At 70.8% G+C, this 24,766-nt stretch carries 24 protein-coding genes; 7 read left to right on the forward strand and 17 right to left on the reverse strand.

What is annotated here, in order from left to right:
* Positions 1-14: 14 nt before the first annotated feature.
* The 3 genes from EW117_RS07960 to EW117_RS07970 form a co-directional block, all read right to left on the reverse strand.
* On the reverse strand, positions 15-1,091 hold the full coding sequence (locus tag EW117_RS07960) for a BMP family lipoprotein (RefSeq protein ID WP_129785465.1): 1,077 nt from the start codon (positions 1,089-1,091) through the stop codon (positions 15-17).
* A 140-nt stretch (positions 1,092-1,231) separates the two neighbouring features.
* On the reverse strand, positions 1,232-2,446 hold the full coding sequence (locus tag EW117_RS07965) for an amidohydrolase (RefSeq protein WP_242504155.1): 1,215 nt from the start codon (positions 2,444-2,446) through the stop codon (positions 1,232-1,234).
* A gap of 262 nt (positions 2,447-2,708) precedes the next feature.
* Complete coding sequence (locus tag EW117_RS07970) at positions 2,709-3,842, reverse strand: mannose-1-phosphate guanylyltransferase (protein ID WP_129785467.1); 1,134 nt, start codon at positions 3,840-3,842, stop codon at positions 2,709-2,711.
* Between the two features lie 268 nt (positions 3,843-4,110).
* Here EW117_RS07970 and sdhC point away from each other — a divergent pair, with 268 nt between their 5' ends.
* The 4 genes from sdhC to EW117_RS07990 are packed head-to-tail and all read left to right on the forward strand — an operon-like array spanning position 4,111 to position 7,607.
* Positions 4,111-4,494, forward strand: coding sequence for a succinate dehydrogenase, cytochrome b556 subunit (gene sdhC, locus EW117_RS07975; protein WP_129785469.1), 384 nt, complete (start codon positions 4,111-4,113; stop codon positions 4,492-4,494).
* A complete protein-coding gene (gene sdhD / locus EW117_RS07980; protein WP_129785471.1) occupies positions 4,494-4,958 on the forward strand; it encodes a succinate dehydrogenase, hydrophobic membrane anchor protein in 465 nt (154 codons plus the stop codon). The genes sdhC and sdhD overlap by 1 nt, the downstream gene beginning before the upstream one ends.
* Before the next feature lie 58 nt (positions 4,959-5,016).
* Positions 5,017-6,849: a succinate dehydrogenase flavoprotein subunit gene (gene sdhA, locus EW117_RS07985; RefSeq protein ID WP_129785473.1), complete on the forward strand. Its 1,833-nt coding sequence runs from the start codon at positions 5,017-5,019 to the stop codon at positions 6,847-6,849.
* Positions 6,849-7,607, forward strand: a complete 759-nt coding sequence (locus EW117_RS07990; RefSeq protein WP_129785475.1) for a succinate dehydrogenase iron-sulfur subunit — start codon at positions 6,849-6,851, stop codon at positions 7,605-7,607. The genes sdhA and EW117_RS07990 overlap by 1 nt, the downstream gene beginning before the upstream one ends.
* Before the next feature lie 226 nt (positions 7,608-7,833).
* On the opposite strand, the gene EW117_RS07995 is transcribed toward EW117_RS07990, so the two are convergent.
* From EW117_RS07995 to sigE, 7 genes are all read right to left on the reverse strand, one after another.
* Positions 7,834-8,703: a YihY/virulence factor BrkB family protein gene (locus EW117_RS07995; RefSeq protein ID WP_129785477.1), complete on the reverse strand. Its 870-nt coding sequence runs from the start codon at positions 8,701-8,703 to the stop codon at positions 7,834-7,836.
* A 94-nt stretch (positions 8,704-8,797) separates the two neighbouring features.
* Positions 8,798-9,334, reverse strand: a complete 537-nt coding sequence (locus tag EW117_RS08000; protein ID WP_129785479.1) for a 2'-5' RNA ligase family protein — start codon at positions 9,332-9,334, stop codon at positions 8,798-8,800.
* The gene (gene trpS / locus EW117_RS08005) at positions 9,331-10,404 is read right to left on the reverse strand and encodes a tryptophan--tRNA ligase (RefSeq protein ID WP_129785481.1); all 1,074 of its coding nucleotides are present in this window, start codon (positions 10,402-10,404) and stop codon (positions 9,331-9,333) included. Before trpS ends, EW117_RS08000 begins: the two co-directional genes overlap by 4 nt.
* Before the next feature lie 40 nt (positions 10,405-10,444).
* A complete protein-coding gene (locus EW117_RS08010) occupies positions 10,445-10,822 on the reverse strand; it encodes a twin-arginine translocase TatA/TatE family subunit (protein ID WP_129785483.1) in 378 nt (125 codons plus the stop codon).
* Between the two features lie 55 nt (positions 10,823-10,877).
* Positions 10,878-12,293 carry a trypsin-like peptidase domain-containing protein gene (locus EW117_RS08015; protein WP_129785485.1) on the reverse strand — a complete coding sequence of 472 codons (1,416 nt, stop codon included), beginning with the start codon at positions 12,291-12,293 and terminating at the stop codon, positions 10,878-10,880.
* Positions 12,290-13,243 (reverse strand): zf-HC2 domain-containing protein, encoded by a 954-nt coding sequence (locus EW117_RS08020; RefSeq protein WP_129785487.1) that lies wholly within the window; start codon positions 13,241-13,243, stop codon positions 12,290-12,292. The genes EW117_RS08015 and EW117_RS08020 overlap by 4 nt, the downstream gene beginning before the upstream one ends.
* The gene (gene sigE / locus EW117_RS08025) at positions 13,240-13,773 is read right to left on the reverse strand and encodes an RNA polymerase sigma factor SigE (RefSeq protein ID WP_242504181.1); all 534 of its coding nucleotides are present in this window, start codon (positions 13,771-13,773) and stop codon (positions 13,240-13,242) included. Before sigE ends, EW117_RS08020 begins: the two co-directional genes overlap by 4 nt.
* 135 nt (positions 13,774-13,908) lie before the next feature.
* Here sigE and EW117_RS08030 point away from each other — a divergent pair, with 135 nt between their 5' ends.
* On the forward strand, positions 13,909-14,595 hold the full coding sequence (locus EW117_RS08030; RefSeq protein ID WP_207211804.1) for an O-methyltransferase: 687 nt from the start codon (positions 13,909-13,911) through the stop codon (positions 14,593-14,595).
* Between the two features lie 75 nt (positions 14,596-14,670).
* Here the strand turns inward: EW117_RS08030 and EW117_RS08035 are convergent, their stop codons facing one another.
* The 4 genes from EW117_RS08035 to dapE form a co-directional block, all read right to left on the reverse strand.
* Entirely contained in the window at positions 14,671-14,838 is a 168-nt protein-coding gene (locus tag EW117_RS08035; protein ID WP_119138860.1) for a DUF3117 domain-containing protein, read from the reverse strand.
* A gap of 185 nt (positions 14,839-15,023) precedes the next feature.
* Complete coding sequence (gene folP, locus EW117_RS08040; RefSeq protein ID WP_129785491.1) at positions 15,024-16,010, reverse strand: dihydropteroate synthase; 987 nt, start codon at positions 16,008-16,010, stop codon at positions 15,024-15,026.
* Positions 16,011-16,865: an LOG family protein gene (locus tag EW117_RS08045; RefSeq protein WP_129785493.1), complete on the reverse strand. Its 855-nt coding sequence runs from the start codon at positions 16,863-16,865 to the stop codon at positions 16,011-16,013.
* A 9-nt stretch (positions 16,866-16,874) separates the two neighbouring features.
* Complete coding sequence (gene dapE / locus EW117_RS08050; protein ID WP_129785495.1) at positions 16,875-18,002, reverse strand: succinyl-diaminopimelate desuccinylase; 1,128 nt, start codon at positions 18,000-18,002, stop codon at positions 16,875-16,877.
* 38 nt (positions 18,003-18,040) lie between these two features.
* Between dapE and dapD the strand changes: the two genes are divergently transcribed.
* Both dapD and EW117_RS08060 read left to right on the forward strand, forming a co-directional pair.
* Positions 18,041-18,988 carry a 2,3,4,5-tetrahydropyridine-2,6-dicarboxylate N-succinyltransferase gene (gene dapD, locus EW117_RS08055; RefSeq protein WP_129785497.1) on the forward strand — a complete coding sequence of 316 codons (948 nt, stop codon included), beginning with the start codon at positions 18,041-18,043 and terminating at the stop codon, positions 18,986-18,988.
* 149 nt (positions 18,989-19,137) lie between these two features.
* Positions 19,138-20,106 carry a hypothetical protein gene (locus tag EW117_RS08060; protein WP_129785499.1) on the forward strand — a complete coding sequence of 323 codons (969 nt, stop codon included), beginning with the start codon at positions 19,138-19,140 and terminating at the stop codon, positions 20,104-20,106.
* A 102-nt stretch (positions 20,107-20,208) separates the two neighbouring features.
* Here the strand turns inward: EW117_RS08060 and EW117_RS08065 are convergent, their stop codons facing one another.
* Genes EW117_RS08065 through EW117_RS08075 form a run of 3 tightly spaced genes read right to left on the reverse strand, consistent with a single transcriptional unit; the run spans position 20,209 to position 24,575 of the window.
* Complete coding sequence (locus EW117_RS08065) at positions 20,209-22,026, reverse strand: ABC transporter ATP-binding protein (protein ID WP_129785501.1); 1,818 nt, start codon at positions 22,024-22,026, stop codon at positions 20,209-20,211.
* A 2-nt stretch (positions 22,027-22,028) separates the two neighbouring features.
* A complete protein-coding gene (locus EW117_RS08070) occupies positions 22,029-23,027 on the reverse strand; it encodes an ABC transporter permease (protein ID WP_129785503.1) in 999 nt (332 codons plus the stop codon).
* A 27-nt stretch (positions 23,028-23,054) separates the two neighbouring features.
* Entirely contained in the window at positions 23,055-24,575 is a 1,521-nt protein-coding gene (locus EW117_RS08075) for an ABC transporter permease (protein ID WP_129785505.1), read from the reverse strand.
* Between the last annotated feature and the right edge of the window lie 191 nt (positions 24,576-24,766).

Raw genomic sequence — 24,766 nt, forward strand, 5'->3', positions numbered from 1 at the left:
CCGTCAGAGGCTGGTCACTCGGCGAGGTAGGACTTCACCTCGACCTCGCCGTCGATGATCTGCTGCTTGAGCGTCTGGACCTCTTCCCAGAGGGCCGGGTCGACGTCTTCCTCGAAGTTGTGCAGCGGGGCGAGGTCGACGCCACCGTTCTCGAGGGTGCCGACGTACGGCGCCGGGTCGAACTCGTCGTTGCCGGAGGCGAGCACGGCCTCCTCGGTGGAGACGTCCATCTTCTTGAGGATGGAGGTGAGCACCAGGTCCTGGGTGGTCGGGTCCGTCTCGTAGAAGTCGGCGTCCACGCCGATCAGGGCGACGTCCTCGCCCGAGTCGGCGATCGCGTCCATCGCCGACTGGTAGATCGGGCCGCCGACCGGCAGGATCACGTCGACGCCCTGGCCCAGGATGTTCTCCGCAGTCTGCTTGGCCGCGGGGTCGGCTGCGAAGCCTCCCGTGAACGAGCCCTTCTTGCCGTCCCAGCCGACCAGCTCGACGTTCTCGTCGTTGGTCTCGTTGTAGTAGTCGACGCCCTGCTTGAAGCCGTCCATGAAGATCGTCACGGTCGGGAAGTCCATGCCGCCGAACGTGCCGACCTTGCCGGCCTCCGAGTAGCCCGCGGCGAGATAGCCGGCGAGGAACGCAGCCTGCGCGGTGTCGTACAGCAGCGGCTTGATGTTCTCCGCGTCGGCCTCGCCGTCGAAGTCCGCGTCGGCAGCGTCGTCGACGAGGATGTAGTCGATGTCGGGGTTGGCCGTGGCCGACTCGATGGTGGCGGCCGAGAGCGCGAAGCCGACGGTCACGATCGCGTTGCAGCCCTCGCCGACGAGCGACTCGATGTTGCCCTTGTAGTCGCTCTCCGACGTCGACTGGACGTCGACCAGCTCGGTACCGAGCTGGTCGGCCGCAGCCGTCGCGCCCTCGAAGCTGAGCTGGTTGAAGCTCTTGTCGTCAAAGCCGCCGGCATCCGACACGATGCAGGGCTTGAAGTCGCTCGCGGTCTCGCCGCCGGTGGACTCGGTGGGGGCCTCACCGCATGCCGCGAGCGCGAGCGCCGCTGCTCCCGCAAGGGCGGTGAGCCGAACAGCCTTCTTCACTGGTGCTCCTTCGATGGTCCAGACGGGTCTGGGGACCCTATATCGCACCGAGGGTAGCCAGCGCATCCCGCATTTCGCGTTTCGAGACGGTAACCGGAGTAAGTCGTTACCGAAGCGTCATCGGCAGGAACATCTGGCGGTCAGCGCGCCGCAAACTGGGCAAGGGCCCGCACGCCGACGCCGATCGCCCGCTCGTCCACGACGAGGTCGCCCTGGTGCAGGTCATAGGTGCGGCCGCCGGGCGTACGCACGCCGAGCCGCGCCATCGTGCCCGGCACCTTGCGGAGGAACCAGGCGAAGTCCTCCCCGCCCATCGACTGCTCGGTCAGCTGCACCGCATCGGGGCCGACGGCGTCGCGGATCGCGTCCTCGAGGTCGCACGTGGCCTCGGTCTGGTTCTCGACCGGGGGCACCCCGTGCGTCACCGTCACCGAGACCCCCACGCCGTACGGGGACACGATCTCCTCCACCGCCTCGCGGACCAGCTCGCCCGCCTTCTCCCAGGCGCGCACGTCGAGGCAGCGCAGCGTGCCCTTGACGATGCCGGTGGACGGGATGGCGTTCGGCGTCGAGCCGGCCTGGACGGCGCCCCACGTCAGGTTGACGCCGGAGCGCGGGTCGAGCCGCCGGCCCAGCACGGCCGGCGTCTGCGTGATGACCTGGCCGAGCGCGAACACGACGTCGCCCGTGAGGTGCGGGCGGGAGGTGTGGCCGCCGGGCGACGAGATCGTCACGCTCACGGAGTCGCTGGCCGAGGTGATGGGCCCGATGCGGGTGCCGACGTGCCCGACGTCGAACTTCGGGTCGCAGTGCAGCGCCGCCATCCGGTCGACACCGTCAAGCTCGGAGGTGCGGTTGATGATGTCCTCGGCGCCGCCGGGAAACACCTCCTCGGCGGGCTGGAAGAACAGGCGGACGCCGCGTCGCAGCCGCCCCTCTTCCTGCAGCCGGGCGAGCACCAGGCCCGCACCCAGCACGACGGTGGTGTGCACGTCGTGCCCGCAGGCGTGGGCCACGCCGGGCTCGGTCGAGGCGTACTCGACGCCGCTGGTCTCGTGCAGCGGGAGGGCGTCGAGGTCGGCGCGCAGGCCGACCCGGCCCTCGCCGTCCGGCCCGTGGTCGGGACCGATGTCGCAGACCAGGCCGGAGCCGATCGGCAGCAGGCGCGGCTCCAGCCCTGCGGCCCGCAGGCGGTCGGCGACGACCTGCGTGGTGCGCTTCTCCTTGCGGGAGAGCTCCGGGTGGGCGTGCACGTCGCGGCGGAACGCGATCAGCTCGGCGTCGAGGCCCCCGGCCAGGTCGCCGACCCGTGCGGCGAGGCCGGCGACGACGTCCGTCGCGTTCCCTCCGGGCATGTCGCCGACCGGCAGCTGACCGTTCGAAACGATCTGATCGAAATCGGCAAGACTGACGGGTGGCTCGGTCGGGTTCACGTGACCCACGGTAGCGCTGTCCGCCCCGCGAGACACGGTTGCGCAAGATACGTCCCACCATACGGACACCCCTGAGACGCTGCCTCCGACATGTCAAGACGCACGCGCTCTTGGTTGTGGGCGGGATCGTTGCGACTATGCGCCCGCTTTAGGCGCAACGATCACGCCCACAACCAAGGACTCGTTAGAGGAGGTCGTCGCGGCCGCGGTCGCGGACGGCCGCGACGACCTCCTTCACCTGCTGCGCGCGGGCGCGCGTGGTCACGAGCAGCGCGTCAGGCGTGTCGACGACGACGACGTCGTCCAGCCCCAGCACCGTCACCAGCCGGCCCGACGCCGGAACCACCACCGAGCCGGCGCTGTCGATGCGCAACACGTCGGCGGGATCACCGAGTACCTTGGCGCCCCTGTCGTCGTCCGACGGCAGGAGCACCGCGAGCGAGTTGTAGTCCCCGACGTCGTCCCAGCCGAACGTCCCGGGCACGACGGCGACGCCGCCCGCCTCAGCCACGGGCTCGGCCACCGCGTGGTCGATGGCGATCTTCTCGAGGCCGGGCCAGACCTCGGCGAGGACGGCGGCGCGCCGCGGGGTGTCCCACGCGTCGGCGACGAGCCGCAGGGCGTCGTGCAGCGCGGGCCGCTGCTCGGCGAGGTGCCCCAGCAGAACGGAGGTGCGCGCGACGAACATGCCCGCGTTCCACCGGTACTCGCCCGAGGCGAGGTAGGCGCGGGCGGTGGCGGCGTCCGGCTTCTCCGTGAACCCGCGCACGTGCAGCGTGTGCGGGGCGCCCTCGACCCCGAGCGGCTCGCCCGAACGCACGTACCCGAACGCCACCGAGGGCCGGGACGCGGCGATCCCCACCGTCGTCACGTAGCCGGCGCGCGCCGCGGCCACCGCCTCCCGGACCGCCAGCTCGAAAGCCCGCGTCCCGTGGATCACGTGGTCCGCCGCGAACGACCCGATCACGACGTCGCCGTGCCGCTTCTCCAGCACCGCGGCCGCCAGGCCGATCGCCGCCATCGACTCACGCGGCGACGGCTCGGCGAGCACGGCGTCCTCGGACAGGCCGGGGAGCTGCGCCCGGCAGGCGGCCACGTGCTGCTCGCCGGTGACCAGGACGACGCCGTCCGGCCCGGCCAGGGGGCGCAGGCGGCGTTCGGTGGCCTGCAGCAGGGACTCGCCCGAGCCGACGAGGTCGTGCAGGAACTTGGGCTCCCCGCCGCGGGACAGCGGCCAGAGCCGCGTGCCGGACCCCCCGGCGGGAACCACTGCGAAGAAGTCCTCGATCGGGGACGATGGGGCGGCGGCCGAAGTCATGCCCCGCAGGATGTCATCCGGACCACGTTCCCGCAGCGATAACCCGCCGATCCCGACAGGGTGATCGGTCGGGTGGGGAGCCGGATCCGCCAGCAACGCACGAGCAACCTGACGGGTGCCCGAAGCGACGACATCTCCCCTGTGGGATCAGTCACAAATGCCGCGTCTTGATGCCCGTGAGGGCTGCCGGGCGGCGATCGAGGCGACCAGTTGTCATTACAGTGGGGACCAGCCACCCCCAGCCGGACAGCCATAGGAGGCTCCCGAAGTGCCCACCGCACCAGCAGGCACGTTATACCGCGGCCGTGAAGGCATGTGGTCGTGGGTCGCGCACCGCGTGACCGGCGTGCTGATCTTCTTCTTCTTGCTCGTGCACGTGCTCGACACCGCGCTGGTGCGCGTGTCTCCCGAGGCGTACAACGCAGCGATCGGCACGTACCAGACACCGATCATGGGGCTGGGCGAGGCGGGCCTCGTGGCCGCGATCGTCTTCCACGCCTTCAATGGCATCCGCATCCTCCTGGTGGACTTCTGGGCCAAGGGCCCCAAGTACCAGAAGGTCATGCTCTGGGTGGTCGCCGGTCTCTTCGTCGTGACGATGGCGGGCTTCCTGCCGCGGCACCTCATGAACGTCTTCGGAGGTGGCCACTGATGGCACACGGAACCGCAGCGGTGGCGAAGGTCGACTCCCCGCGCTCCCCGTACGTCCGGCGCAAGACGACGCGCGGCAACTACGAGCTGTACTCCTGGATCTTCATGCGGGCGTCGGGCGTCGTGCTGCTCGTCCTCATCTTCGGCCACCTGTTCGTGAACCTGATGGTCGGCGAGGGCGTGCACGCCATCGACTTCGCCTTCGTGGGTGGCAAGTGGTCGAACCCGATGTGGCAGGTCTGGGACCTCCTCATGCTGTGGCTCGCCATGATCCACGGCACCAACGGCGTGCGCACCATCATCAACGACTACGCCACCCGGGACATGACGCGCCTCGTCCTCAAGGGCCTGCTCTACCTCGCGTTCACCGTCGTGGTCGTGCTCGGCACCCTGGTGATCTTCACGTTCGACGCGTGCCCGCCCGACGCTCCCGCAGAGCTGCTCGCCTCCTTCTGCACGGCCTAGCACGGCACTTCCCCCAGCCCCACACTCCGAAACTCTTCAGCAGGAGGCATCGAGCCCGATGCAGACCCATCAGTACGACGTCGTCATCGTCGGCGCCGGCGGCGCAGGCATGCGCGCCGCCCTCGAGTCGTCGAAGGAGGCCCGCACCGCGGTGATCTCCAAGCTGTACCCCACCCGCTCCCACACCGGTGCCGCCCAGGGCGGCATGGCGGCAGCCCTCGCGAACGTCGAGGACGACAACTGGGAATGGCACACGTTCGACACCGTCAAGGGCGGCGACTACCTCGTCGACCAGGACGCGGCCGAGATTCTCGCCAGGGAGGCGATCGAATCCGTCCTCGACCTGGAGCGGATGGGCCTCCCGTTCAACCGCACCCCCGAGGGCAAGATCGACCAGCGCCGGTTCGGCGGCCACACCCGCGACCACGGCCAGTCCGCCGTCCGCCGCGCGTGCTACGCGGCCGACCGCACCGGCCACATGATCCTCCAGACGCTCTACCAGAACTGCGTCAAGCAGGACGTGGAGTTCTTCAACGAGTTCTACGTGCTGGATCTGATCACGGACCACGACCTCACCACCGAGGAGATCGCGGCGGGCGAGGAGGTCAACGCGACCGGCGTCGTCGCGTACGACCTCGCGACCGGCGAGATCCACGTGTTCCAGGCCAAGGCGATCATCTTCGCGACCGGCGGCGCCGGGAAGATCTTCAAGACCACCTCGAACGCACACACCCTCACGGGTGACGGCATGGCCCTGGCGTACCGCCGCGGCCTGCCGCTGGAGGACATGGAGTTCTTCCAGTTCCATCCGACGGGCCTCGCGGGCCTGGGCATCCTCCTGTCGGAGGCCGCCCGCGGCGAGGGCGGCATCCTGCGCAACTCGGAGGGCGAGCGCTTCATGGAGCGCTACGCCCCCACCATCAAGGACCTGGCGCCGCGCGACATCGTGGCCCGGTCGATGGCGAACGAGGTGCGCGAGGGCCGGGGCGCCGGCCCGAACAAGGACTACGTGCTGCTCGACCTGACGCACCTGGAGCCCGCGCACATCGACGCGAAGCTCCCGGACATCACCGAGTTCGCGCGGACCTACCTCGGCATCGAGCCCTACACCGAGCCCGTGCCCGTCTACCCGACGGCGCACTACGCCATGGGCGGCGTGCCGACCAACGTCAAGGGCGAGGTGCTCCGCGACGGCGTCAACGTCGTCAAGGGCCTCTACGCCGCCGGCGAGGTCGCGTGCGTGTCCGTGCACGGCTCCAACCGGCTCGGCACCAACTCGCTGCTCGACATCAACGTGTTCGGCAAGCGCTCCGGCCGCGCGGCCGCCGAGTACGCCAAGACGGCGTCGTTCCACGAGCTGCCGGACGACCCGACGGTCCGCGTGGTCGCGCAGCTCGACGAGATGCGCAACCGGCCCGAGGGCGAGCGCGTGGCGGACATCCGCAAGGCGCTCCAGGACACCATGGACCTCAACGCCCAGGTGTTCCGCACCGGCGACTCGCTGAACGAGGCCCTGTCCGACATCCGCGAGCTGCAGAAGCGGTACCGCAACGCGTCGGTGCAGGACAAGGGCAAGCTGTTCAACACCGACCTCCTCGAGGCCATCGAGCTGGGCTTCCTGCTCGACATCGCCGAGGTCACCGTGGTCGCGGCCATCAACCGCAAGGAGTCGCGCGGCGGTCACTACCGCGAGGACTACCCCAACCGCGACGACGCGCACTACATGCTGCACACGATGGCCTACCGTCGTCCACCCGAGGCGTCGGACCAGGCCGAGGGCCACATCGAGGGCTACTTCGACCACGTCGAGGAGTTCGACGGCTACAAGGTCGTCCTGGGCTCGAAGCCCGTCATCCAGACCCGGTACGAGCCGATGGAGCGAAAGTACTGATGACTGCCACTCTCGAAGCCGCCGCACCGTCACCCGCGGGCGAGATCCCCTCGTTCACGGTCACGATGCGGATCCGGCGGTTCAACCCCGAGGTGTCCGACGAGCCGACGTGGGAGGACTTCACGGTCGAGGCCCACGGCACCGACCGCGTGCTCGACGCCCTGCACAAGATCAAGTGGGACATGGACGGCTCGCTCACGTTCCGCCGGTCCTGTGCGCACGGGGTCTGCGGCTCCGACGCGATGCGGATCAACGGCCGCAACCGGCTGGCCTGCAAGACTCTGCTCAAGGACGTCAACCCCGACAAGCCGATCACGGTCGAGCCCATCAAGGGCCTGCCGGTCGTGAAGGACCTCGTCGTCGACATGGAGCCGTTCTTCGCCTCCTACCGCGAGATCATGCCGTTCCTTATCACCACGGGGAACGAGCCCTCCAAGGAGCGCTACCAGTCCCCCGAGGACCGCGCCCGGTTCGACGACACCACCAAGTGCATCCTGTGCGCCGCGTGCACGTCGTCCTGCCCGGTGTTCTGGACGGACGGCCAGTACTTCGGCCCGGCCGCGATCGTGAACGCGCACCGGTTCATCTTCGACAGCCGCGACGAGGGTGGCTCGCAGCGGCTGGAGATCCTCAACGACAAGGAGGGCGTGTGGCGGTGCCGCACGACCTTCAACTGCACCGAGGCGTGCCCGCGCGGCATCGAGGTCACGAAGGCGATCCAGGAGGTCAAGCGCGCGATGATCACTCGCGCGTTCTGACCTCTTCGCTTGCTCCCGCCGAGGCGGGCGGCTGACTTCGGTCGGTTGCTCTGAGATCGGTCGTTTGATTGACCGATCTCATAGCAACCGACCGAAGTCACATCAGCCGCTGTGCAACCGACCGAAGTCAGGGACCGGCCTGGCGAGTTCCGTCTCGCCGAGCAACGAGTGGTCGAACCGGAACGATCGCGGACTGGTTGGACGGCCTGAACCACGTAGGGAAGACCTACGTGCGCGACCCCGGCTCCGCGATCCACGCGCTTGCCAGGAGGAGGACTCGGGCCAGGAGGTTGACCAGGATCAGGATCGTGACGACCACCGCGAAGGAGGCCAGGAGGGCGTTGCGAGTAGCCGCTCCCGAGATGACCTCGGTGCCCAGGTAGCGGAGCGCACCGGCGACGACGCCCACTGCGAGTGAGCCGAGCAACAGGTCGCGGCCCGGTGGGCGCACCCCGCCGACGTATCGGATCACAGCGGCGACGACGGCGGCGTCGAGCAGCACGGTCAGGAGCAGGCCGACCCCGCGCACCGCCCAGACCGCACCCTCACCCAGGCCCACGAGCTCAAGCGCCCACGGCACCGCTGCCGACACCGCCACGCTCGCGGCCGCGGTGACCAGCACGCCGACCCCGAGCAGCACGAAGCCCAGGAGCTGGCGCAGGCGGTCGGTCACCGGGTTGCCGACGCTCGCCGGCTCGCCGAACATAGCCCGCACCGACGTGCGCAGCGCGCCCATGAACCCCGTGGCGGACCAGAGCAGCACCAGCGCCGCCACGAATGACGTCCAGTTCAGGCCCGGGGAGAGCACCAGGTCCGACGGCGACAGGATGCCCCCGTCACCGGTGTCCACCAGTCCGGGCACCCACGTGTCCACCTGGGCGAGGAGCGCGTCCCGCAGCTCGGTGTCGCCGAGCACCCGCACGAACACCGTGTACCCGATGGCGAGGGCGGCGAACAGCGAGAAGAGTGCCGCGTACGCCATGCCGCCGCTCAGCACCGCGCCGTTCGATGCGTCGAACCGGGACACCGCACGGCCGGCGCGCGTGGACTCCCACCACGCCCAGACCTTTTTCCCGAGCTCGATCAGCCGCTTCATCGCGTCGAGCCTATGCACCCGCTTCGTTGTGGGCGCGATCTTGGCGACTACGTGCCCGCTTTAGGCGCAACGGTCACGCTCACAACCAAAGACGTCAGCCCAGGGGGAAGGCCGCCTGAGGGCGCCAGATGCCGTCGTCGCCGTGCTCGTACTGGTAGAAGCGGTCGACGTCGAACTCGGCGGAGTAGTCGGCCATCGCCTCGAACGCCTTGTCGAGGGCGGCGTCAGGCACCTCGTGAGCGATGGTCACGTGGGGGTGGTAGTTGAACCGCAGCTGCCCGTCGAGGATCCCCGTCCGCACCGTCGCCTCGAGCCGCTCGCACTCGGAGATGCCCTGCGCGAGCGCCACGAACACCACCGGCGAGATCGGCCGGAAGGTGGCGGTGCCGCGCAGCTTCACCGTGAAGGGCGCCGCCCCCGCGGCGACGTCGGCCAGGTGCGCCCGCGCCTCGGCGAGCTGCTCGACGTCGAGCAGCGTGGGTCCCAGCAGCGTGATGTGCGGCGGGATGAAGTGCGCGAGCGGGTCGTCCGCGGCCACCCGCGCCGCGCTGAGCTCCGCGGCGTAGGGCTCCGGGATCTCGATGGCGATCCCGATACGGGTCTGCCCCGGTCCCCGCTCGGGAAGGTTCACCGTTCGCCTCGGGACGGAAGCAGTCCGAACCGCTCGTACATCCGCCTCAGCACGGGCCGGGCGATGGAGCGGGCCCGGTCGGCGCCGTCGGCCAGCACCCGGTCCAGCTCGGCGGGGTCCGCGAGGTACATGTTGGCCCGGGCCTGGAACGGCTCGAGGAACGCGACGACGGCGTCGGCCAGGTCGACCTTGAGGTAGCCGTAGCCGCGGCCGTCGTACTCCTTGGCGATCTCGTCGATGCCCCGGTCGGTCACGGCCGAGAAGATCGTCAGCAGGTTCGAGATGCCGGGCTTCTCGACCGGGTCGAAGCGCACGCCGTAGGTCTCGTCGGCGTCGGTCACCGCCGACTTGATGGCCTTGACCGCCTTCTTCGGGTCCTCCAGCAGCCAGACGACGCCCTTGCCGCCGGCGCTGGACTTGCTCATCTTGGCGCTCGGGTCCTGCAGGTCCTGGATCTTCGCCACGCCCTTGACGATGTGCGCGTCCGGCACGACGGCGGTGCCCTCGCCGAACCGGGTATTCAGCCGCTCCGCGAGGTCGCGGGTGAGCTCCAGGTGCTGGCGCTGGTCCTCGCCCACGGGGACGAGGGCGGCGTCGTACAGCATGATGTCGGCCGCCATCAGCACGGGGTAGGTGAAGAGCCCGACGGTGGTGCCCTCGCTGCCCTGCTTCGCCGACTTGTCCTTGAACTGGGTCATCCGCCCGGCCTCGCCGAACCCGGTCTGGCAGCTCAGGAGCCACGCCAGCTCAGCGTGCGCGGCCACGTGGGACTGCACGAACAGGATCGACCGCTCGGGGTCGACGCCCCCGGCCAGGTACTGCGCCGCGGTGCGGCGGGTGCGGTCGCGCAGCAGCGCCGGGTCGGGGGCCACGGTGAGCGCGTGCAGGTCCACCACGCAGTAGAGCGCGTCGTAGGAGTCCTGCAGCGCGACCCACTGGGACAGGGCACCGATGTAGTTGCCCAGGTGGAGCGAGCCGTCGGTCGGCTGCATCCCGGAGAAGATGCGCTTCCGGGTGGGGCGGTGGGCAGAAGTTCCGGCGCTCACCGCGGTCGGGGTTTCGGACGACATGGCGAACATTCTGGCAGGTCCATGCGCGCTCACCGAATCGTCAGGTCGCTTCGTCGTCGTACGGCGCCTTCCCGGGTTCCGCTACTGCTCCGGCGCGCGGCGCCGGGGTTCCGTTCCGTTCTGCGGCCTGGGCTGCGGCGGTCGCGGCATAGGCGGACGGCGGGCCGTCGTCCAGCAGCGCGTCCCGCACGATCTTGCGCGGGTCGTACTGCCGCGGGTCGAGCTTGGACCAGTCGACGTCGCTGAACTCCGGGCCCAGCTCGTCGTCCACCCGCGCCTTCGCGTTCTGGAGCAGGTCGCGGCCACGCCGCACGAGGGAGCCGAGCTGCTCCGCGTAGACGGGCAGTCGCTCCGGGCCGATCACGAGCATCGCGACCACCAGAATGATCACGAGCTCCCAGCCATTGATGCCGAACACGGTCAGAGCCTACTCGCGTCGCAGGACTCGCCGGAGAACACCGGATGAACCCCGTTCATTGGCCGCTCGACCGCTCTTCGAGGACCACTCGAACCTCGCGCTCGTCGCCGCCGGAACGCACCTGCAGCGTCACCGGGTCGCCCGGCGCCTTGGCGCGGATGGCGACGATGAGCTCGTCGGCCACCGACACGGGCCGGCCGTCGATCGAGAGGATGACGTCGCCGGGCTCGACCCCCGCCTGGTCGGCGGGTCCGCCGGGCGTGACTGCCGGTGTGCCCTGCTGCGCCTCCTCGGAGACCTGCACGCCCTCGCCCTGGTAGCTGGGGTCGAGCAGCACGCCGATGATCGGGAACGTGGCGGTGCCCGTCTCGATGAGCTGTTCGGCGGTGTGCCGGGCCTGGTTGGACGGGATGGCGAAGCCGAGCCCGATGTTCCCGGTGGCCGCCGTCGTGCCCGGCCCCTGCGCGATGGCGGAGTTGATGCCGATCACCTCGCCCGCCGAGTTCACGAGCGGCCCGCCCGAGTTGCCGGGGTTGATCGCGGCGTCGGTCTGGATGGCGTCGATGAACGCGGCCTCGGCCGCCTCGCCCGCCTTCACGGGACGGTGCAGCGCGCTGACGATCCCCGTGGTGACGGTGGCCTCCAGCCCGAGCGGGGACCCGACAGCGAGCACGGAGTCGCCGACCACCACCTCGTCGGAGTCGCCCAGCACCAGCGGTTCCAGGCCCGACTCCTCGACCCGGATCACCGCGAGGTCGTAGTCCGGCGTCGCACCCACCAGCTCGGCGGGCTGCTCGTGGCCGTCGGAGAACGTCACGGTGACGTCGGCCCCCGACGCCGCCTCCGCGACCACGTGGTTGTTCGTCAGGATGTAGCCGTTGGCCTTGAGGATCATCCCGGATCCGGTGGCCACGCCCTGCTCGGCACGCACCTCGATCGAGACGACGCTCGGCAGCGCGGCCGCCGCGATGGCGGCCACCGAACCCTCCGGGCGCTCCACCTGGGTGGCCCCCGCCGGCGGCTCCGGCAGCGCGGCGTCCGCCGGTCGGGCCGACTCCTGGGCGTCCAGCAGGGCGAAGGCGGCGACACCGCCACCAGCACCGGCGAGCAGACCCAGCAGCACGACGGCGGACACGGCGCGGGCGCCGAGCCTGCCGCGCCGGGGCCGTCCGGCATGGGTCGTGGGGTGCGGGTCGCTCGCGTGCGGGGCGGCTTGCGACGACGAGTGCGACGGGTGGGTGCCCGCCGCCTCCGCCTCGGCTGTGGACGCGCCGTCCGCGGACGGAGCGGCCACGGTGGTCAGGTAGCTCGACGCCGGGAGCTGCGCGGTAGGCCGCTCGACCGGCTGCGCGGGAAGCTGCTCCGTGACCCGCTCGTGCTCCTGCTCGGCGGCGGGATCCGGCTTCGGTTCGGTCGGTGTGGGCACTGCTGCACGCGGTGTAGGCGGCGCGAACGGGTTCTCGTCGGTCATGGGCTTTCGATGGCTCCTGTCACGGTATGCCACCCGCGGGCAATGCGGGGCAGGACCCCGGCATCGTAGCCATGCTCACCAAACGATGCCACGAGCTCGCTCAACACCTCCTCCGGTGCGTCCGCCACGACGTCGACCACCATGTCGTCCGACTGCCACGCCACATGGGCCGGCTCGGAGGCGAGCACCTGCACTCCCCCGACGGCGGTCGCGCCGTCCTGGGCGAGCTGCCCCGGGCGTTCGCGGACCACCGCGTGACCCGACGGGCCGACCAGGTCGATCTCCAGCGTCTGGCCCTGATCACCCACGAGGCGCATGGCCGAGACGGTGTACCCGTCGGGCAGCTCGGTCGGCGCTGCCCAGCCGTTGTCCGTCGCCCAGTCGAGCGCGGCTGGCGTGAGCTGGCCGGGGGGCGCGTCGAGCGTCGCGAGCACGTCCTGCCCGGCCGCCGTCGTGTCCGGGCCGGTGCGGCCCAGCATGGTCATGCTGGTCTGCGCGGAGAGCTGCGGGGACACCACGGGGACGTCCCCGAGCGTGAAGAGGGCGAGCCCCAGGACGCCCGCGCCGCCCACCCCGAGGGCCGTGATCCGCGCGGCACGACGTCGGCGCGCCGGCCGGTCGAGGCGTCCGTCGAACCCGTCCCCGCCGTCGAACGCCGCCGTCTGCCAGACCCGCGCGGACAGCGGGTCGGGGCCGAGGAACGGGCGGCGAAGGGGATCGTCGGAGGTGGGCGGGATGCTCGCCTGGAGCGCCATGAGGCGCGCGGTGAGCGCCGGGTCCGGCACCACGTCGGCGGCGGACGAGAGGGCGCGCCGGGCCGCGCGGGCAGTGTCCAGCTCACGGGCGCACAGGCGGCACATCGTCACGTGGGAGAGGGCACGCTCGGTCTCCGCCGGCGAGAGCTGACCGTCCGCCAGGGCGCTGATCAGGTCGCCGAGGTGACCGCTCATCGCAGGCCCCCGCGGGTCGGCGCCAGGTGCTCCAGGGCGTCGCGGAGCTGCGCGCGGGCCCGGTGGATCCGGGAGCGCACGGTGCCCAGCTTGACGCCCAGGGTCACGGCGATCTCCTCGTAGCTGAGGCCCTCGATGTCGCACAGCACGACGGCGGCGCGGTACTCGGGGCGCAGCGCGTCGAGCGCCTTCTGCACGTCCTCGTCCAGGTTGGCGTGCTCGAAGCCGCGCTCGGGGCGGCCGAAGTCGCCCGTGTCGGCGACGTGACCGTCGTCGTCACCCATCGCCTCCATCCGGATGCGCTTCTTACGGCGCGCGCCGTCGAGGAACAGGTTGGTCGTGATGCGATGCAGCCAGCCCTCAAACGTGCCCGGCGTATAGCTGGACAGCGAGCGGAACACCCGGATGAAGGTCTCCTGCGTGAGATCTTCGGCGTCCTGCTTGTTGCCGGTCAGCCGGTAGGCAAGGCGATAGACGCGCGCCGAGTGCTCGCGCACGATCTCTTCCCAGGTAGGCGGCTGCCACGGCATGTCGGCCGCGCCGGCCCCGGAGGGTACCGACGCGCTTGCGTCCGCTGCTGCACGAGTGCTCACAGTGCTCATCGTCCTCTCAACGTCGATGGAAGCCCAGTCGTTCCCACGGGCTGTACCCTGACGCCGCACGGGATGCTCACATCTACACAGCTCCTTCCGGAGGAACCCATCAGCACAGCGGAGCCGTCGGGCCACGGCAAGGTCGCGGCCTGGGTATACAGCGAGGCCTTCGTCCCCGAGGACGAGGTACTGCTGCGCGCCCGGGAACGTGCCTCCGAGCTGGGCTGCCCGGCCGTGCTGCCCGGCGTCGGCGCGGTGCTGCGGGTACTGGCCGCCGCCACCAACGCGCACGCGGTGGTGGAGGTCGGCACGGGAGCGGGGGTGGCGGCGCTCTGGCTGCTGCGGGGCATGCCCTACGACGGCCAGCTCACCACCATCGACCGGGAGGTGGAGCACCAGCGGGCCGCGCGTACGGCCTTCGCCGAGGACGGCGTGGCGCCCCAGCGCACCCGGATCATCCCTGGGCGGCCCGGGGACGTGCTGCCCCGGCTGGCGGACGGCGCGTACGATCTGGTGCTCGTGGCGAGCGACCCGCTCGGGTATCCCGAGTACGTCAACGAGGCCCTCCGGCTGCTGCGGCCGGGCGGCGTGCTCGCGGTCGACGGCGCGCTGCTGCGGGACCGGGTGGCGGACCCTGCCCGCCGTGACGAGCTCACCACGGTGGTGCGCGAGGTGGGCCGGACGCTGCGTAACGACGAGCGGGTGCTGCCTGCCATGCTGCCGAGCGGGGACGGGCTGCTGCTGGCCGTCCGCCGGTGACCCGCCGGGTGGCCGGTTCGCGCGGCGGACGGCCGGGAGACGTTCAGGCGGTCTGACTGTCGCCTGAGATTCGGCTCAGGCGACGACGGTCTGGAGAGCGTCGCCGAGCTCGCTTGCCTCGGTCGCGTTCAGCTCGACGACGAGCCGACCGCCGCCCTCGAGCGGCACACGCATGACGATGCCGCGCCCCTCCTTGGTGACCTCGAGCGGTCCGTCACCCGTTCGCGGCTTCATCGCAGCCATGTGTGGCTCTCCCATTCCGTTGTCCGGTGTGTAGCAGCATTCATGTTCCCGGCGAACGCCGAGGGCACGGACCCATTCTAGTTCAATTGGCGCCCCTTACTTTCCACGCACCAATTCCCCGGCGTCCGTCGGATCAGTCCGTCGGATCAGTTCGTCGGATCAGTTCGCCGGGTCAGTTCGCCGGGTCAGGCGATACCGCGTAGCGCGGCGGCCGGCGGAGCCTCGTCGCGGACTGCCGCCACGAGGTCCAGGACGCGTCGGGTGGCCGTCACGTCATGGGCGCGGAACACCCGGGCGCCCAGCCATGCCGCCACCGCAGTCGCGGCCAGCGTGCCCTCCAGCCGGTCCTCGGGCGGGAGGTCGAGGGTCTCCCCCACGAAGTCCTTGCGCGACAACGCCATCAGCAGCGGAAAGCCCAGCCCGGCCAGCGCGCCGGTGCGGCGCAGCAGGTGCAGGGAGTGCCAGGTGTTCTTGCCGAAGTCGTGGGTCGGGTCGACGAGCACGGACTCGCGCGGCACGCCGGACGCCACGGCACGCTCGGCGGCGGCCCGAAGCGTCGCCAGAACGTCGTCCACCAGCCCGTCGCGCCCGTCCCTCGACGTGTCAGATGCCTGGGTCACCCCGGTGACCTGGAGGTCTGACAGGTCGGGGTACTCCACGCGGTACGGGTCGGTGCGCGGGATGGCGCCTCCGGTGTGGGAGCAGACGACGCCGACGCCGGCCGCGCCCGCCACCTCCACCAGTGCCGGATCGTGCCCGGCCCAGGTGTCGTTGATCAGGTCCGCGCCGACGTCGATCGCCGCGCGAGCCACGCCCGCGCGCCAGGTATCCACCGAGACCAGGAGGTCCGGCACGGCCCGGCGGACCGCCGCGACGAACGGGACGACGCGCCGGATCTCCTCGGCCTCGTCGACCGGCGAGCCGTTGCCGGCCCGCACGCCGCCGACGTCGAGGATATCGGCGCCGTCCGCGTACGCGCGCTCGGCGGCGGCCAGCGCTGCCGCGTCGTCGGGCACCCGGGCCGGGGCGTAGAACGAGTCGGTGGTGCGGTTCAGCACCGCCATCACGACGGGGCGCACCGCGCGTCCGTCGCGCCCCACCTCGCGCCCACGCAGCACCAGCGGCGCGGACGCCTCGGGAACGACGGTGCGGACGACGTCCGGATCGTCCACCTACGCGCCGCCCAGGGTGCTCGGCAGCCCCGGCCCCTGGACCGCCGCCTCCTCGGTGGCGCGCTCCGCGGCCACCGCCGCCTGCAGCGCCGCCTGCTCCGCGGCGATCTGGTGAGCACGCTCGATGACATGCCGCACCGCGTCGGCCGGGTCGTCGGTGAGGTGGACGATGTCGAGGTCCACGTCACTGATCGTGCCGTGCTCCAGCGCGGTCGACCGGACCCACTCCAGGAGGCCACCCCAGTACTTCTTGCCGACCAGGACGATCGGGAACTGTGTCACCTTGTGCGTCTGAACGAGGGTGACCGCCTCGAAGAGCTCGTCGAACGTGCCGAATCCTCCGGGCATCACGATGAATCCCTGTGCGTACTTCAGGAACATCGTCTTTCGCGCGAAGAAGTACCGGAAGTTGATGCCCAGATTCACGTACTCGTTGACACCCTGTTCGAAGGGCAGCTCGATTCCGAGTCCCACAGAAGTGCCACCTGCCTCTGCGGCACCCTTGTTCGCGGCCTCCATGACCCCGGGGCCGCCACCGGTGATGACGGAGTACCCGGACTCCACCAGGAGCCGGCCCACGGTCTCGCCCGCGAGGTAGTCGGGGTGGCCCGGCTTGGTCCGCGCCGAACCGAACACCGAGACCGCCGGCCCCAGCTCCGCGAGCGCACCGAAACCCTCGACGAACTCGCTCTGGATGCGCATCACGCGCCACGGGTCGCTGTGCAGCCAGTCGGCTTCCTGGTCGGGAGCCAGGAGGCGCTGGTCCGTGGTGGTCTGCGGGATCTGGTTCCCGCGGAGCAGTACCGGGCCGCGGCGGTAACCGCGGCCGGACTGTGGAATGCCGTCGTCGCTCATCCCACCAAACTATCCGCCGAGCAGCCATGCTCGCAGGGCGTCCCGGCACTGCGCGAGCTGTGCGACCGGAAGGTGCTCGTCGTCCTTGTGCGCGAGCAGCGGGTCGCCCGGGCCGAAGTTGACCGCCGGGACGCCCAGCTCGGCGAACCGGGCGACGTCGGTCCACCCGTACTTGGGGGCCGGCACGCCCCCGGTCGTGGCCAGTACCGACTTCACGAACTGGGCGGCCAGCGGGTCGTCGAGACCCGGGCGGGCGCCGCCCGCGGCGTCGGTGACGACCACGTCGAAGCCCGCGAAGACGTCCCGCAGGTGCGCCTCGGCCTCCTCGACGGAGCGCGACGGCGCGAACCGGTAGTTCACCTCGACGGTGCACGCGTCCGGGATCACGTTGCCGGCGATACCGCCCTCGATCCGCACGGCGTTGAGGCCCTCGCGATAGACCAGGCCGTCGACCGCCACCTCGCGCGGCTCGTACGCCGCGAGCCGGCCCAGCACCGGGGCGGCCGCGTGGATCGCGTTCTCGCCGGTCCACGCGCGGGCCGAGTGTGCCGCGACGCCGCGGGTGCGCACCTCGACGCGCATGGTCCCGTTGCAGCCGCCCTCGATCCCGGCGTTCGACGGCTCGCCCAGGATCGCGAAGTCGCCGCGCAGCAGCCCGGGGTGGTTGCGCGCGAGGCGGCCCAGGCCGTTCAGGGCGGAGTCGACCTCCTCGTGGTCGTAGAAGATCCACGTCAGGTCGTGCGCGGGTGCGCTGCCCGGCGCGCCGAGCTCCGCGGCCAGCGCGAGGGCGACCGCGACCCCGCCCAGCATGTCCACGGTGCCGCGGCCCCAGAGCACCGCGTCGTCGCCCGTGCCGACCAGCCGGGTCGGCAGGTTGTCCGCGATCGGCACCGTGTCGATGTGGCCGGCCACGACCACCCGCCGGTCCCGCCCCAGGTTCGTGCGGGCGACCAGGGCGTCGCCGTCGCGCACCACGTCCAGGTGCGGGCAGCCGCGCAGGAGAGTCTCGATCGCGTCGGCCAGCGCCTCCTCGTCGCCGCTGACCGACGGGATGTCGCAGATGGTCCGGGTCAGGTCGACGAGGTCAGCGCCCGGGCCGGACGGGTCGAGCAGGGCAGGGTCGATCACGGTGTGCACGCGGCAAGCCTATGGTCCAGGGCCGTTAGGCTGGAGGCATGACGACCGCATGGGGTTTCGGCCTTGCCACGATCGCCGACGACGGCACCACTCTCGACACCTGGTACCCGGCACCAGCCCTCGGCGAGGCCCCGGCCGACGCCGTCCCGCCCGAGGCCCTCACGGCGCTCGCCGGCGCGGACGAGGCGCGTCGCGTGCGGCTCGAGGTCGTGACGACGCAGATCGACCTCGCCGACCCGCCGAAGGACGTCTCCGACGCCTACCTGCGGCTCCACCTGCTGTCCGCCCGCGTCGTGCGCCCGCACGGGCTCAACGTGGACGGGATCTTCGGCGCGCTGACGAACGTCGTCTGGACCAGCGCCGGGCCCTGCGCCGTCGAGGGCTTCGAGGAGACCCGGCTCCGCCTGCGCGCCCGTGGCCACGTGACGGTGTTCGGCGTCGACAAGTTCCCGCGCATGGTCGACTACCTCGTCCCGTCGGGCGTCCGCATCGCCGACGCCGACCGGGTACGCCTGGGCGCCTACCTCGCCCCAGGCACCACCGTGATGCACGAGGGCTTCGTCAACTTCAACGCCGGCACGCTCGGCTCGTCCATGGTCGAGGGCCGCATCTCGGCGGGCGTCACGGTGGGCGACGGTTCCGACGTCGGCGGCGGCGCCTCGATCATGGGCACCCTGTCCGGTGGCGGCAAGGAGGTCGTGTCGCTCGGCGAGCGCTGCCTGCTGGGCGCCAACGCGGGCCTCGGCATCCCTCTCGGCGACGACTGCGTCGTCGAGGCCGGCCTGTACCTCACCGCGGGGACCAAGGTCACGGTGCTCGGCGCCGCGGCCGATCCGTACGGCGATGGCACGGCCCCGGTCAAGGCGCGTGACCTCGCGGGCCGCAGCAACCTGCTGTTCCGCCGGAACTCCACCAACGGCGCCGTCGAGGTGCTCGACCGGACCGGCGTCGGCATCGAGCTCAACGAGGCGCTGCACGCGAACTGACCTACCCGTCCTCGCGGCCCGGTCAGCCGTCCCGAGGCACCCACCGACCCATCGGGCATCCCGGCCCCCCATCCGGTTTGCACGAGCCCTGACCAGGCAGATTAGACTCTGCGATCCTCCTACACCGCCCCGGACGACATGGAGCACGCATGGCACTCCTGGCCCAGGCCGGCCCGCCGGCCCCACCGCCCGCCGACGGCTCCGCGCCGCGGCGTCCGGTGCGGCGCGCGCTCAAGTACGTCGTGGCGATCGGATCGGTGTGCGCGGTCGCGACGGTCGGCGTCGTCGTGGGCCTGAACCGCCTGACGGGCGCCGGACCGGTCACGGAACGCTGCACCGCCGAGCTCGACGGCTCCGACTGGTATCTCTCGCCCGACCAGGCGGACAACGCGGCGCTGGTGGCGGGCACCTCCGTCGCCCGCGGCCTGCCGGCCCGGGCCGCGACGATCGGGCTGGCCACGGCGCTGCAGGAGTCGAAGCTCATCAACATCGAGCACGGCGACCGCGACTCCGTGGGGCTGTTCCAGCAGCGCCCGTCGCAGGGCTGGGGCACCGTCCAGGAGATCATGGACCCGGTGTACTCCACGAACGCCTTCTACGACGTCCTGGTGAAGGTGGAGGGGTACGAGGACATGGCGGTGACCGACGCCGCGCAGACCGTGCAGCGCTCGGGCTACCCCGACGCGTACGCACAGCACGAGATGCGGTCGCGCGCCTGGGCCTCGGCGCTGACCGGCAACTCTCCCGAGTCCCTGTCGTGCGAGCTCGCGCCGGTCGCCGACGACGACCAGATAGCCCCCGACGCCGCCCGCGACGTCGTGGCGGGCCGGCTCGGCCGGGACCTGGGCCTCGCCCCGGCGGCGGGGTCGTCGGACCCGAACCGGCAGGATCCGGCGTCCTCCACCGTGACCGTGAACGCGACGCCGCTCACGCCGGACGACCCGGCGCGCGGCGCCTGGGCCACCGGCCAGTGGGCTGTGGCGACGGCGCACACCACGCGGGCGGTCCAGGTGCACGTGGGCGACCGGGTATGGCTCCGCGAGGAGGCCGCCTGGGTCCCGGCGGAGACCCGGCTGGACCCGGGCGAGGTCCGCATCACGGTAGACGCCGCCGAATAACCCACATCGCCGAGGTAGGACCAGGGCGAGGTAGAACTGCGGCGGACCGTGGTGCGCTGCAGTTCTACCTCGCCACAGTTCTACCTCGGCGGGACAGGCGGGTCAGTTGCCGCCGGCACCCATGAGGCCGCCCAGGCCCGAAGGGTTGCCGCCCTGGTCCTGGCGCGGCGTCGGGCGCTCGTAGTCGTCCTCGACGCGCAGCTCCGCGACGTCGTCGCCGAGCTGGGTCAGCAGGGCGTGCCGTGCCTCGCGGCGACGGCGCTGCTCCAGCGGCTCGGGCACGGGCGCCGCCGCGATGAGGCGTTGCGTGTACTCCTCGCGGGGGTGGTGCAGCACCTCCTCGCGGGGGCCCTGCTCCACGATCTTGCCGTTCTGCAGCACCACCACGCGGTGGGCGAGCAGGTCGATCACCGCGAGGTCATGGCTCACGAACAGGCAGGCGAACTTGTACCGCTCCTGCAGCGCCGTGAACATCTTCAGCACGTTGGCCTGCACGGACACGTCGAGGGCCGACGTCGGCTCGTCCGCCACCAGCAGCTCCGGGTCGAGCGTCAGGGCGCGAGCGATGCTGACGCGCTGGCGCTGGCCGCCGGAGAGCTCGTGCGGGTAGCGGTTGTACACGCTGCGGGGCAGCTCGACGGCGTCGAGCAGCTCCAGCACGCGGCGTCGCCGCGAACGCTCGTCGCCATCCTTGTGCACCACGAGCGGCTCCGCGATCACGTCGCCGATGGGGAGCCGCGGGTTGAGCGACGACGCCGGGTCCTGGAAGACGACGCCGATGCGCCGGCGCAGGGCCTTGAGCTCCTTGCCGCGCATCTTCGTGAAGTCGTTGCCGAGGATCGACACCGAGCCCGACGCCGCGGGGATGAGGCCCAGGGCGCACTTGGCGATGGTGGACTTGCCGGAACCCGACTCGCCCACCAGGCCCACGATCTCGCCCTGCGCCACGGACAGCGACACGTCGTCGACGGCCCGGAAGGTCGGCTTGCCCACCCGGCGGTACTCGATGACGAGGTTGCCCAGGTCAAGCGCCGGCAGGTCCTCGGGAGCCGCGGCCACGGGAGCGACGTCGCCGAACTGGCCCGGGCCGGAGCCCAGGTGGGGCACCGCGGCGAGCAGGCGTTTCGTGTACTCGTGGCGCGGGTGGTTCAGCACCTGGTCGGCGGTGCCGGTCTCCACGAGGTCACCCTTGAGCATGACGGCGACGCGATCCGCCATGTCCGCCACGACCCCCATGTTGTGGGTGATCAGCAGGATGCCGGTGTCCAGCTTGTCCTTGAGCGAGCGCAGGAGGTCGAGGATGTCGGCCTGCACCGTGACGTCGAGGGCGGTGGTCGGTTCGTCGGCGATGATCACCTTGGGATCGCACGCGATGGCCATGGCGATGACGACGCGCTGGCGCTGACCGCCGGAGAGCTCGTGCGGGTACTGCTTGAGCCGGCGCTCGGGCTCGGGGATCCCGACCATGGTGAGCAGCTCCACGGCGCGGGCCGTGGCCAGCTTGCCGAACGCGATGCCGTGCAGCTGCAGGCCCTCGGTGAGCTGGTCGCCGATCGTGAGGACCGGGTTCAGCGCGGTCATGGGCTCCTGGAAGACCATCGCGACGTCGTTGCCGCGCATGTTGCGCAGCCCTCTGCCGTCGAGGCCGCCCACCACCTTGTCGCCCACGCGGATGGTGCCGCTGACGCGCGCGTTGCGGGGCAGCAGCCCGAGCGCCGTCATCGAGGTGACCGACTTGCCCGAACCGGACTCGCCCACGAGCGCGACGACCTCCCCGGGCCGCACCTCGAGGTCGATGCCCTTGACGGCGTGGACGTCGCCGAACTCGGTCTTGAACGTGACGGCGAGATCCTCGAAGGAGAGGACGGCGTCGCCGGCCGCGGAGACGGAACCGGGAGCGCTGATGTCGAGAGTTGTCATGCTCAGTCCTTGTTCCGGTTCTGGCGGGGGTCGAACGCGTCGCGCAGGCCGTCGCCGATGAAGTTCACGCACAGCGCGATCGTCAGGATCATCAGGCCGGGCCACCAGAACAGCCACGGCCGGGTGGTGAAGGCGGACTGGTACTCGGAGATGAGCGTGCCGAGCGACGTATCGGGCGGCTGTACGCCGAAGCCCAGGTAGCTCAGCGAGGTCTCCAGCAGGATCGCGCTGGAGATCGAGAGCGTCGCGGAGACGATGATGACGCCGACCGCGTTGGGCAGCACGTGCTTGCTGATGATGCGCCACGGGCTCGTGCCGACGGCCTGCGCGGCGAGTACGAAGTCGCGCTCGCGCAGCGAGAGCACCTCACCGCGCACCAGGCGGGCCAGCCCTGTCCAGGTGACCAGGCCGAGCACGAGGGCGAGGCCCAGGATGCCGGACCCGCCGGCCATCTGACCGAGCACCGCGGCGACCGCGAGCAGCGGGATGACGATGAAGACGTCGGTCATGCGCATGAGGACAGACTCGATCCACCCGCGGTAGAAGCCGGCCAGCGCGCCGATCAGCGTGCCCACGATCGTGGAGATGATGCCGACGCTGAACGCGATGATCAGCGAGAACTGCGTGCCACGCATGACCAGGGCGAAGTAGTCCTTGCCGCCGGTGTCCTGGCCGAACGGGTACTCCCAGGTGGGCGCACCGTCGCCGATCTTGTCGTACTGGAGCGTGTAGCCCTTCGGCCACCAGCCCGGGATGGGGCCGACGCCGATGGACGTGAACGCCACGACGATGACGACGCCCAGCACGATCATCGAGGCGAGCGCGCCCCGGTGCCGGAAGAAGCGGCGCGCCACGAGCTGACCCTGGCTGTAGGACTTGTCCTCGCCGGGCAGCGGGCCGGCCGATCCGCCGGCCGCGAGGCCTACGGCGTCGGTGCTGGTGGCCGACAGCTGGGGCTCGTAGTCCTCGCCGCCGGAGGTGCTGTTCCTGATGTCACTCATGTCTGTGTCTCCTGCCGTGGCCCGCGCTCAGCGCCGGATCCGGGGGTCGAGGGCCGCGTACGCAAGGTCTGCCAGCAGGTTCATCAGCACGGCGGCAATGCCCGTGACCAGGAAGAACGCCATGACCGGCGCTGGGTCGACGGCTGCCAGACCGTCCTGGAACAAGGCGCCCATGCCCTTCCAGCCGAACACCTGCTCGGTGATGATCGCGCCGCCGATGAGGGCGGCGAAGTCGAACGCGACGATCGTCGTGATCGGGATCAGCGCGTTGCGGAACGCATGCTTGACGATGACTTCCCGCTCGGACAGGCCCTTCGACCGTGCGGTGCGCACGTAGTCCTGGTTCAGGGTCTCGAGCATGGAGGACCGCGTGTACCGGGAGTGCGTGGCCACCGAGACGAGGGTGAGCAGGACGGTCGGCAGCAGGATCTGCGTGCCCGCGTCGAGCGTCCGCTCCCAGAAGTCGCCGGTGAAGTTCGGCGTCTGCGATCCGATGGTGGAGATGGGGCGCGACTTGATGCCCAGGAAGCCGGCCCAGTGCGCGATCAGGATGTCCGCCACGACCATGATGCTGGTGATGACGCCGGTGATGCCCGTGACGAGCATGGCCTGCTTGCGCGCATAGCCGCCCCAGGCTGCCCCGATCGCGAGCGAGACCGCGACGGCGACCACGAAGAGCCCGGCGAGCAGCAGCCAGCTCGGCTCGTTGACCAGCAGCGGGGCGGTGAACCAGTAGGCGATCACACCGACGACGGCGGTGGTGAGCGCCGCGTACAGCGCGCGCCGGTTGCGCAGGCCGGCGACGAGCGCCGTGACGAGCACGCCGGCGGCGGCCGAGACCACCAGCACGCCGCCGATGCCGAACATCGGGTTGCGCCACCAGTCGAGCGCGTTGAAGACGAAGAGCACGACCATGACGAACGCGAACACGGTGGCGGCTGTGATCAGCCGTCGCCTCGCGGTCCCGCCGAGCACGGCCTGGAGCAGGAATGCCGCCACTACCGCGACGATCACTATCGTCAACGGGGCGTACTGGCCCTCCGCGATCCAGTCGTTGTACCGGATGGCCGCGAACTCCTTGAGCAGCGTCGCCGCCCAGAACACCGGCAGCGAGAAGAAGAGGAACGCGCTGAACGTCACCGTGTAGTCGAACCCGGAGTACTGACGGATCGCGGTGAGGATGCCGAGCGCTACGCCGACGACGATGGCGAGCAGCGTGGCCAGGGTGACGAGCCGCAGGGTCGACGAGGCCGCCTGCTGCGTCAGGCCCAGCACGTCGACGCCGTTGATGGTGACGCCGAGGTCGCAGTTGCCGGTGAAACAGCCTCCGACGCCCCTGAGCCAGTCCCAGTAACGCTCCCAGTCGGAATCGTTGAGCCGCATCCGCTCGGTGCGCTCGGCGATGAGCGCATCGCGGTTCGGGTCGTTCGACTCGCGCAGGTCCTTCAGGGGGTCACCTGAGTTGACGGTCAGGATGAACATGAGCAATGAGGCGCCGAGCAGGACGAGCGCCGAGACGCTGATGCGTCGGAGGATGAACTTGAGCACGGGTTGGCCCTTCGAGGCGGACGCAGCACGGCGTCTGCTGGGGGAAGCGATCAGCGTGTCACTATAGGACACCGGATGAAAATTGCTGCCATCTGAGCAGGTCAGACCAGGAAATAATCCTGAGCGGCAATGGACAGCCCTGCGGGGAAGGGAACCGACGCTCCCTTCCCCGCAGTCCTGCGTCAGGCTCG

The organism is Promicromonospora panici (assembly GCF_900608595.1).
GTDB classification, from domain to species: Bacteria; Actinomycetota; Actinomycetes; order Actinomycetales; family Cellulomonadaceae; genus Promicromonospora; species Promicromonospora panici.

Coding starts and splice junctions, on each gene's coding strand:
- EW117_RS07970 (WP_129785467.1), bottom strand. CDS start 3,842: ATGACTTCGGCCGCCGCCCCATCGTCCCCGATCGAGGACTTCTTCGCA.
- EW117_RS08070 (WP_129785503.1), bottom strand. CDS start 23,027: ATGAGTGACATCAGGAACAGCACCTCCGGCGGCGAGGACTACGAGCCC.
- sdhA (WP_129785473.1), top strand. CDS start 5,017: ATGCAGACCCATCAGTACGACGTCGTCATCGTCGGCGCCGGCGGCGCA.
- EW117_RS08060 (WP_129785499.1), top strand. CDS start 19,138: ATGGCACTCCTGGCCCAGGCCGGCCCGCCGGCCCCACCGCCCGCCGAC.
- EW117_RS08030 (WP_207211804.1), top strand. CDS start 13,909: ATGCTCACATCTACACAGCTCCTTCCGGAGGAACCCATCAGCACAGCG.
- sigE (WP_242504181.1), bottom strand. CDS start 13,773: ATGCCGTGGCAGCCGCCTACCTGGGAAGAGATCGTGCGCGAGCACTCG.
- trpS (WP_129785481.1), bottom strand. CDS start 10,404: ATGTCGTCCGAAACCCCGACCGCGGTGAGCGCCGGAACTTCTGCCCAC.
- EW117_RS08020 (WP_129785487.1), bottom strand. CDS start 13,243: ATGAGCGGTCACCTCGGCGACCTGATCAGCGCCCTGGCGGACGGTCAG.
- EW117_RS08015 (WP_129785485.1), bottom strand. CDS start 12,293: ATGACCGACGAGAACCCGTTCGCGCCGCCTACACCGCGTGCAGCAGTG.
- EW117_RS08065 (WP_129785501.1), bottom strand. CDS start 22,026: ATGACAACTCTCGACATCAGCGCTCCCGGTTCCGTCTCCGCGGCCGGC.
- EW117_RS07990 (WP_129785475.1), top strand. CDS start 6,849: ATGACTGCCACTCTCGAAGCCGCCGCACCGTCACCCGCGGGCGAGATC.
- EW117_RS07965 (WP_242504155.1), bottom strand. CDS start 2,446: ATGCCCGGAGGGAACGCGACGGACGTCGTCGCCGGCCTCGCCGCACGG.
- EW117_RS08045 (WP_129785493.1), bottom strand. CDS start 16,865: ATGAGCGACGACGGCATTCCACAGTCCGGCCGCGGTTACCGCCGCGGC.
- sdhD (WP_129785471.1), top strand. CDS start 4,494: ATGGCACACGGAACCGCAGCGGTGGCGAAGGTCGACTCCCCGCGCTCC.
- EW117_RS08035 (WP_119138860.1), bottom strand. CDS start 14,838: ATGGCTGCGATGAAGCCGCGAACGGGTGACGGACCGCTCGAGGTCACC.
- dapD (WP_129785497.1), top strand. CDS start 18,041: ATGACGACCGCATGGGGTTTCGGCCTTGCCACGATCGCCGACGACGGC.
- EW117_RS07995 (WP_129785477.1), bottom strand. CDS start 8,703: ATGAAGCGGCTGATCGAGCTCGGGAAAAAGGTCTGGGCGTGGTGGGAG.